Genomic DNA, 8,652 nt, shown 5'->3' with positions numbered 1-8,652 from the left:
ACGAGCTGCGCGAGCCGCCCGCGCTGCGGCCGTACGCGTCCCTCGACGACGTGGCGGCGCGCCTGATCAAGACCAATCCGCGGCTCGACCCGCGCCGCGCCGCGTTTCTGGCCGCGCACTGGTCGAAACGCGGCGACGACGGCCTCTACCATCTGCTCGCCGATCCGGCGCACAAGATGCCGGGCCCGCTGCTGTACCGGCTCGACGAAGTGATGGCGACCTGGAAGCAGGTGCGCGCAAAGGTGCTGCACGTCGAGGCCGTCAATTCTCCGACGCTCGCGCACCTGGCCGGCGACATCCCGCTGCCCGAATTCAAGGCGCGCTTCAACGCGTTCCCCGACTGGCGCGAGAAGCTCATCGAGGATGCCGGCCACATGGTGCATCACGACCAGCCCGAGCAGATCGCGGCGTTGATCGAGGCGTTCTGCGCGTAGGCGCGTGGCACGGGCGGCACGGCAGGCGGGCGGCGCAATTGCCGCGTTGCAGTAGAATGAGGCCTTACCTGCCATGCCGACAATGAACGCCGATCTCCACTGCCATTCCAATGTTTCCGACGGGTTGCTGTCGCCTGCCGACGTCGCGCGCCGCGCGCATGCGGGCGGGGTGACCCTGTGGGCGCTGACCGACCATGACGAGATCGGCGGCCAGGCGGCGGCGCGCAGCGAGGCGGAAGCGCTCGGCATGCGCTACCTGAGCGGCGTCGAGATTTCGGTCACGTGGGCATCGCGCACCGTGCACATCGTCGGTCTGAACATCGATCCCGCCCATCCGGCGCTGGTCGACGGCCTGTATCGCACGCGCCACGGCCGTGCGGCGCGCGCGGTGGCGATCGCGGAGCAACTCGCGACGCTCGGCATCCCCGGCGCGTACGAAGGTGCACTCAAATACGTATCGAATCCCGACCTGATCTCGCGCACGCACTTCGCGCGTTTTCTCGTCGAGAACGGCCACGCCGAATCGACGTCGGACGTATTCGATCGCCTGCTCGGCGACGGCAAGCCCGGCTTCGTCCCGCACCGCTGGGCGTCCCTGTCCGACGCGGTTGGCTGGATTCGCGCGGCAGGCGGCGAAGCGGTGGTCGCGCATCCGGGCCGCTATCGCTATACGCCGGTCGAATTCGACGCGTTCTTCGGCGAGTTCATCGATCTCGGCGGCCGCGCGATCGAGGTCATCACGGGCAGTCACACGCCCGACCAGTACCGCGAATACGCGGACGTTGCGCGCCGCTTCGGCTTCGAAGTGTCGCGCGGCTCGGATTTCCACGCACCGGGCGAGGGCCGCATCGAGCTCGGCAGCCTGCCGCCGTTGCCGCCCGACCTGACACCGGTCTGGGAGCGCTGGCTCTGACGCCGGGCGGCTTCGGGCCGCCCGTGTTGCCGCCGATGCGCACATCCGACTTCTCCCTCTTTACGTGTCCCCATGTCCCAGTTCTTCAGGATTCATCCGGATAATCCGCAGCCGCGCCTGATCAAGCAGGCGGTGGAGATCGTCAGCAAGGGCGGCGTGATCGCGATGCCGACCGATTCGAGCTATGCGCTCGCGTGCCATCTCGACGACAAGGATGCGGTCGAGCGCGTGCGGCGGATTCGCGGCCTCGACGAGAAGCAGCACCTGTCGCTGCTCGTGCGCGACCTGTCGGAGCTCGCCAACTTCGCGATGGTCGACAACCGCCAGTACCGGCAGATCAAGTCGGTGACGCCGGGCCCGTACGTGTTCATCCTGCAGGCGACGAAGGAAGTGCCGCGCCGGCTGTCGCACCCGTCGCGCAAGACGATCGGGCTGCGCGTGCCGGATCACGCGATCACGCTCGCGCTGCTGGAGTCGCTCGGCCAGCCGCTGCTCGGCACGACGCTGATCCTGCCGCCGGACGACGAACCGCTGAACGATCCCGAGGAAATCCGCACGCGGCTCGAGAAACAGGTCGACCTCGTGATCGACGGCGGCGCGTGCCCGCGCGAGCCGTCGACGGTGATCGACCTGACCGGCGATGCGCCCGAACTCATCCGTGCGGGGCGCGGCGCGCTCGAACCGTTCGGACTCTCGGCCGCATGACCCGCGGTGTCATTTTTGCGCGAGTGCGCTTGTTACAATAACGCGATATGGATGCTTCCCTGATACAGACCATCGCCGTCTACGCGCTGCCCGTGATCTTCGCGATCACGCTGCACGAGGCCGCGCATGGCTACGCCGCGCGCCTGCTCGGCGACAACACCGCCTACGCGATGGGGCGCGTGTCGTTCAATCCGATGCGCCACATCGACCCGCTCGGCACGATCGCGATTCCGCTCGCGATGTACTTCCTGACCGGCGGCGCATTCCTGTTCGGCTATGCGAAGCCGGTGCCGGTGTCGTTCGGCAACCTGCGCAATCCGCGCTGGGGCAGCCTGTGGGTCGCGCTCGCGGGCCCGGCCTGCAACTTCGTGCAGGCGCTCGTCTGGGGCCTGCTGACCCTGGTGCTGCCGGCCGTCGGCGTCGACGAGCCGTTCTTCACGCGGATGGCGTTCGCCGGCGTCAGCGCGAACCTCGTGCTCGGCGTGCTGAACCTGTTTCCGCTGCCGCCGCTCGACGGCGGCCGCATCCTAGCGGCGCTGCTGCCGACCCGACAATCGATCGCGCTGTCGCGCATCGAGCCGTACGGTTTCATCATCGTCCTCGTGCTCGTCACGACGGGCGTGCTGACGAACTTCTGGCTGCGTCCGCTCGTTAATGTCGGCTACGCCGTCCTGAGCGCCATCCTGTCTCCCTTCGCCTCGCTTTTCTAACGACAATCATGTTCCCAGAACGTATTTTCTCCGGCATGCGACCCACCGGGTCGCTGCACCTCGGTCATTACCACGGCGTGCTGAAAAACTGGGTGAAGCTGCAGTCCGAGTACCCGTGCTTCTTCTGTGTCGTCGACTGGCATGCGCTGACGACGCACTACGAGACGCCCGAGGTCATCGAGAAGAACGTGTGGGACGTGCTGATCGACTGGCTCGCGTCCGGCATCGATCCGGCGCAGGCGACGCTGTTCATCCAGAGCAAGGTGCCCGAGCACGCGGAACTCGCGCTGCTGCTCGGCATGAGCACGCCGCTCGGCTGGCTCGAGCGCGTGCCGACCTACAAGGAGCAGATGGAGAAGCTGAAGGACAAGGATCTGTCCACCTACGGCTTCCTCGGCTACCCGGTGCTGATGGCGGCCGACATCCTGCTGTATCGCGGCTCGCTGGTGCCGGTCGGCGAGGATCAGGTGCCGCACGTCGAGATGACGCGCGAGATCGCGCGCCGCTTCAACTACCTGTACGGCCGCGAGCCCGGTTTCGAGGAGAAGGCGCTCGAGGCCGCGAAGAAGCTCGGCGGCAAGCGCGCGAAGCTCTATCACGAGCTGCGCAACGCGTATCAGCAGGAAGGCGACGACGAGGCGCTCGAACAGGCGCGTGCGATGCTGCAGGAATCGCAAAGCCTGTCGATGAGCGACCGCGAGCGCCTGTTCGGCTATCTCGAAGGCGCGCGCAAGATCATCCTGGTCGAGCCGCAGGCGCTGCTGACCGAAGCGTCGCGGATGCCGGGCCTCGACGGGCAGAAGATGTCCAAGTCGTACGGCAACACGATCGGCCTGCGTGAAGACGCCGACACGATCACGAAGAAGGTCCGCACGATGCCGACCGATCCCGCACGCGTGCGCCGCACCGATCCGGGCGATCCCGACAAGTGCCCGGTGTGGCAGCTTCATCAGGTCTACACGGACGAAGCGACGCACGAATGGGTGCAGAAGGGCTGCCGCTCGGCGGGTATCGGGTGCCTCGACTGCAAGCAGCCGGTCGTCGAAGGCATCCTGCGCGAACAGCAGCCGATGCTCGAGCGCGCGCAGAAGTACATGGACGATCCGTCGCTGCTGCGCGCGATCGTCGCGGACGGTTGCGACAAGGCGCGCAAGTACGCGACGGAAACGATGCGCGACGTGCGCGACGCGATGGGCCTGTCGTACAACTGATCCGGCGCATGAGCGAATCCGTCATCGCCGCCGCGGGCGGCCACGTCGGCCAGGCCGAGCCGTCGCGCTGGGTCGCGCAATGGGCGCGGTTCGTGCCGGCCGGCGGGGCGGTGCTGGACGTCGCCGCGGGCGGCGGTCGCCACGCGGGCTGGTTCGCGTCGCGCGGGCATCCGGTCGTCGCGCTCGACCGTGACCCGGCCGCGCTGGCCGCGTTGCGCGCGATTCCCGGCGTCGACGCCCGCGCGGCCGATCTCGAAGGCGCGCCATGGCCGCTGCCGGCCGGCGAGCGGTTTGCGGCCGTGATCGTCACGAATTACCTGCATCGCCCGCTCTGGCCCCATCTGCTCGATGCCGTGGCGCCGGGCGGCGTGCTGATTTACGAAACTTTCGCGCAAGGAAACGAAACGGTCGGAAAACCGTCCAACCCCGCGTTCCTGCTCGCCCCGGGCGAGTTGCTGGACGCGGTGCACGGCCGCCTGCGGGTGGTCGCGTACGAGGACGGTTTCGTGGCCGCGCCGCGCGAGGCATTCGTCCAGCGTCTCTGCGCAGTGCGCGAGGGCGCGACCCCGAAGGCGGGGGCGGGAATTCCACGTTACGAACTGCCCGGCTAATCCGCTACAATCTCAACGTTTACCGGTACACAATCAATCGCGTTTCATGGCTAACGGCACCCAAGACGGCATTCAAATCCGCGGCAGCATCCCCGCGATCGTCACCCCGATGCTCGAAGACGGCAGTCTCGACCTGCCGGCGTTTCGCAAACTGGTCGACTGGCACATCGCGGAAGGCACCGATGCGCTCGTCGTCGTCGGTACGAGCGGCGAGTCGGCAACGCTCAGCGTCGAAGAGCACATCCTGATGATCCGCACGGCGGTCGAGCATGCGGCGAAACGCATCCCGATTATCGCGGGCGCGGGCGGCAATTCGACCGCCGAGGCGATCGAGCTGACGAAGCACGCGAAAGCCGTCGGCGCGGACGCGACGCTGCAGGTCGTGCCGTACTACAACAAGCCGACGCAGGAAGGCATGTACCGCCACTTCCGGACGATCGCCGAAGCGGTCGACCTGCCTGTGATCCTGTACAACGTGCCGGGCCGGACGGTCGCGGACATGACGCACGAGACGACGCTGCGCCTCGCGGAAGTCCCGGGCATCATCGGCGTGAAGGAAGCGACCGGCAACATCGATCGCGCCGCGCACCTGATCAAGGCCGCACCGAAGCATTTCGCGATCTACAGCGGCGACGATCCGACCGCGATCGCGCTGATGCTGCTCGGCGGCCACGGCAACATCTCGGTGACCGCGAACGTCGCGCCGCGCGCGATGAGCGAGCTGTGCCGCGCGGCGCTGGCCGGCGACGTGCAGACGGCCCGCGCGCTGCACATGAAGCTGCTGTCGCTGCACAAGAACCTGTTCATCGAAGCGAACCCGATCCCGGTGAAGTGGGCGCTGCAGACGATGGGCAAGATGCAGGGCGGCATCCGGCTGCCGCTCACGGCGCTCGACGAGCGCTGCCACGATGCCGTGCGTTCGGCCCTCGTCGAGGCCGGCGTCCTCTGATGCCGAGGCGGCCGCGTCCTGCGGCCGCCGGCTCGACCCCTGATCAACCCGCACCGGCCGGCTCCGTCCGGCGCCGCTCCTGACGAGCGTTCTAGCAAGACGAAGGATTTCATGAAACGTTTCGCCTTTTCCTCTCGCGCCATCCAGTTGTCGGTGGTGGCGCTGGCGCTGGGCGCGCTCGCTGGCTGCGATACGCTGAACGACTACCTGGCCCCTGACCGGGTCAATTACAAGAACACCGGCTCGGCGCCGCCGCTCGCGGTGCCGAGCGACCTGAAGCCGGTGCAGACGACGCAGCAGTTCGTCGCGCCGCCGACCAACGCCGGGCTCGGCACGCTGCCGCCGCGGGCCACGACGCAGGCCGGCAACGCGACCGACGGCATTCCGAGTGCGCAGGATCCGCTCGGCATGCACATCGAGCGCGACGGCGATCGCCGCTGGCTCGTCGTCGACGGCCGGACGCCCGAGCAGCTGTGGCCGATCCTGAAGGAATTCTGGCAGGAAAACGGCTTCTCGCTGAAGACCGATGCGCCGTCGACGGGCATCATGGCCACCGACTGGGCCGAGAACCGCGCGAACATTCCGGACGACTGGTTCCGCCGCACGATCGGCCGGGTCATCGATTTCGCCTATTCGTCGGGCACGCGCGACCGCTTCCGCACGCTCGTGAACCGTACGTCCGACGGCAACACCGACATCTCGATCACGCACAGCGCGATGGAAGAAATGATGGTCGGCCCGCAGGGCGGCACGTCGTCGCGCTGGGAGGAGCGTCCGCGCAATCCGGTGCTCGAAGCCGTGTTCCTGTCGAAGCTGATGCAGAAGTTCGGCCTGACCGACGCGCAGGCGAAGCAGTTGCTGACCGATGCGCGCCCCGCGACGGCGCCGGCGCAGGTCAGCGACACGAGCGGCGGCGCCGCGACGCTGCAACTGGCCGAGTCGTTCGACCGCGCATGGCTGCGCGTGGGCCTGGCGCTCGACCGGACCAACTTCACGGTCGACAATCGCGACCGCGAGAAGGGCATGTACACCGTGCGCTATGCGAATTCGATGGAAGAGCTCAAGCGTGACGGCCTGTTCGGCAAGCTGTTCTACGGCGGCCCGTCGGCAGCCAAGCCGGGCAAGGAATACCTGATCAACGTGCGCGCGCAGGGCAACGGCGGCACGCAGGTCGCGGTGGTCGGCGCGAACGGCCAGGTCGACAACTCGTCGGACGCGCAGCGGCTCATTTCGCTGCTGCACGCGCAGCTGAACTGAGCGCGTGCGATTCGCCAGCCTCGGAAGCGGCAGCGAAGGCAACGCGCTGGTCGTCGAGGCCTCCAGCGGCACGACGACCACCCGCGTGCTGCTCGACTGCGGCTTTTCTGCCAAGGAGGTCGAGCGCCGGCTCGGCCGACTGAATCTCTGCATCGCCGATCTCGATGCGATCCTCATCACCCACGAACACAGCGACCACGTCGGCAGCGCGCTGACGCTTGCGCGCCGCGCGTCGTTGCCGCTCTACATGAGCTGGGGCACCGCGCGCGCGGTCGGCGCGGACGAGGCCGATGTCGATCTCCACGTGCTGTGGGGCGACGAGACGGCCGCGATAGGCGATCTCGCCGTGATGCCCTATACGGTTCCCCACGACGCGCGGGAACCGCTCCAGTTCGTCTTCATGGACGGAAACCGCCGGCTCGGCGTGCTGACGGACGTCGGGATGGCCACGCCGCACATCACGGCCGTCCTGAGCGGCTGTGACGCGCTGGTGCTCGAATCCAATCACGATACTGCGATGCTGGCCGCCAGCCGCTATCCGCAGTCGCTGAAGGCGCGGATCGGCGGCAACCACGGCCACCTGAGCAATGCCGCCGCGGCCGACATCCTCGCGTCGCTGGAACGCAGCCGTCTCCAGCACCTGGTCGCGGCCCATCTGAGCCAGCAGAACAATCTGCCGGAACTGGCCCGCCAGGCGTTTGGCGGCGTACTTGGGACGGACGGCGAAGACGTGGTCGTGGCCTCGCAGGACGCGGGCTTCGACTGGCTGATGCTCGGATGAGCGGAGCGGGGCTGCTGCGGCGGCCCGAAGCGGCTGCCGGGCGCTCGATTCGAAAGCGGCAGACGTAAAAAAACCGGCCCTCGGGCCGGTTTTTTTCAGCTGATGCTGAAGGCTTACTGGCTTGCGCCCGAAGCCGGAGCAGCCGTCGCTGCCGAAGCAGCCGACGCCACTGCAGCAGCAGCGTCGCTCGCAGCAGCCGTTGCCGACGAAGCAGCAGCCGAAGCGTCGCTCGCAGCACCAGCAACTGCCGAAGCAGCCGACGAAGCAGCAGCAGCCGCGTCGCTTGCAGCCGACGAAGCAGCTTGATCAGCGCTCTTGTTGCAAGCAGCCAGTGCAACAGCAGCCAACAGGGAAGCTACGAGGAGGGATTTCTTCATGATCACGTCCTTTTATGGTTAAAGGTAAGCAACAGCGCGAAACAATACCGGTAATGTGCTCCAACACCGACCTGGGCCGCTGGTGGAGATGCACTTCTTAGAGCGTGAATCTTCCCTACGGCTTGGGCGGAAATTATATGCACTTTCCTATCGACCGTCGACAAATGCGGGGTCAATACGTTGTCTTTCCCATACAGAATTTGATCTGTACGGGCATACGGGGCGACTCACACTAATTCCGGTTTCCGACCCGTATCCAGCCCGCACGATACCACTCGTGCAACAAGGCTGTCATCGAGGGAACCCGGGATAGTGTTACAAACCGTTTCGCCTCCATCTGGCGTTGATTGGCCAGTTCGGGCAGCCATTCCTCGGCTTCCTCGAGCGGTCCTTCCTCGCCATTAATGAAGTACGAGCGCGCGTTATACATCAATGCGGCCCTTCTGTCGAGACGCACGCCACGGCGTGACGCTTGCGTGACGAATGCGGCCTCGGACAGCGGGCGCTCGGGCGGGTCGAAAACGACGTTCGATTTGGGCTCGCTCAGATAGCAGCCGAGGAATTCGGCGACGTCGCGCTTGCGCCAGCGGATCGCGTCGACGATCTCGGCCACGCGTTCGACCATCGCCGGCGGCAGTTGCGCGGGCGCATCGACGGCCGGCTGCTTCGGATCGCGGTAGAGATCGTCGCCCCCCGCGTCGCGC

At 66.9% G+C, this 8,652-nt stretch carries 11 protein-coding genes and 1 pseudogene; 10 read left to right on the top strand and 2 right to left on the bottom strand.

Annotation, left to right across the window (positions count from 1 at the left end; translation table 11 throughout):
• The 10 genes from JMF86_RS10400 to JMF86_RS10355 form a co-directional block, all read left to right on the top strand.
• Positions 1-434, top strand: a 434-nt coding sequence (locus JMF86_RS10400; protein WP_374039652.1) for an alpha/beta fold hydrolase, incomplete at its 5' end; no start/stop codon positions are given.
• A gap of 82 nt (positions 435-516) precedes the next feature.
• Positions 517-1,347 carry a 3',5'-nucleoside bisphosphate phosphatase gene (locus JMF86_RS10395; RefSeq protein WP_027805809.1) on the top strand — a complete coding sequence of 277 codons (831 nt, stop codon included), beginning with the start codon at positions 517-519 and terminating at the stop codon, positions 1,345-1,347.
• Positions 1,348-1,419: 72 nt separating this feature from the next.
• Positions 1,420-2,052, top strand: a complete 633-nt coding sequence (locus JMF86_RS10390) for an L-threonylcarbamoyladenylate synthase (RefSeq protein ID WP_006487045.1) — start codon at positions 1,420-1,422, stop codon at positions 2,050-2,052.
• 47 nt (positions 2,053-2,099) lie between these two features.
• Positions 2,100-2,762, top strand: coding sequence for a site-2 protease family protein (locus tag JMF86_RS10385; RefSeq protein WP_011549479.1), 663 nt, complete (start codon positions 2,100-2,102; stop codon positions 2,760-2,762).
• 8 nt (positions 2,763-2,770) lie between these two features.
• The gene (locus JMF86_RS10380) at positions 2,771-3,973 is read left to right on the top strand and encodes a tryptophan--tRNA ligase (protein WP_012328807.1); all 1,203 of its coding nucleotides are present in this window, start codon (positions 2,771-2,773) and stop codon (positions 3,971-3,973) included.
• An 8-nt stretch (positions 3,974-3,981) separates the two neighbouring features.
• Positions 3,982-4,584: a bifunctional 2-polyprenyl-6-hydroxyphenol methylase/3-demethylubiquinol 3-O-methyltransferase UbiG gene (locus tag JMF86_RS10375; protein WP_200093647.1), complete on the top strand. Its 603-nt coding sequence runs from the start codon at positions 3,982-3,984 to the stop codon at positions 4,582-4,584.
• Between the two features lie 46 nt (positions 4,585-4,630).
• On the top strand, positions 4,631-5,533 hold the full coding sequence (dapA, locus tag JMF86_RS10370; RefSeq protein ID WP_012328805.1) for a 4-hydroxy-tetrahydrodipicolinate synthase: 903 nt from the start codon (positions 4,631-4,633) through the stop codon (positions 5,531-5,533).
• 111 nt (positions 5,534-5,644) lie between these two features.
• A complete protein-coding gene (gene bamC / locus JMF86_RS10365; protein WP_006478417.1) occupies positions 5,645-6,790 on the top strand; it encodes an outer membrane protein assembly factor BamC in 1,146 nt (381 codons plus the stop codon).
• 4 nt (positions 6,791-6,794) lie between these two features.
• Positions 6,795-7,571, top strand: coding sequence for an MBL fold metallo-hydrolase (locus JMF86_RS10360; RefSeq protein ID WP_011549482.1), 777 nt, complete (start codon positions 6,795-6,797; stop codon positions 7,569-7,571).
• A gap of 102 nt (positions 7,572-7,673) precedes the next feature.
• Positions 7,674-7,877 (top strand): hypothetical protein, encoded by a 204-nt coding sequence (locus tag JMF86_RS10355; RefSeq protein ID WP_006487056.1) that lies wholly within the window; start codon positions 7,674-7,676, stop codon positions 7,875-7,877.
• Here JMF86_RS10355 and JMF86_RS35375 read toward each other — a convergent pair.
• Together JMF86_RS35375 and JMF86_RS10350 are read right to left on the bottom strand one after the other, a co-directional pair.
• Positions 7,878-8,124, bottom strand: a pseudogene (locus JMF86_RS35375) (hypothetical protein).
• 56 nt (positions 8,125-8,180) lie between these two features.
• On the bottom strand, positions 8,181-8,652 hold a 472-nt coding region (locus tag JMF86_RS10350), incomplete at its 5' end, for a winged helix domain-containing protein (protein WP_305790728.1).

It is taken from the genome of Burkholderia sp. E168m15, from assembly GCF_016586105.1.
GTDB lineage: Bacteria > Pseudomonadota > Gammaproteobacteria > Burkholderiales > Burkholderiaceae > Burkholderia > Burkholderia orbicola.
Note: the sequence above shows the minus strand (reverse complement) of the source record. Positions and strands in the feature narration are given on the sequence as shown.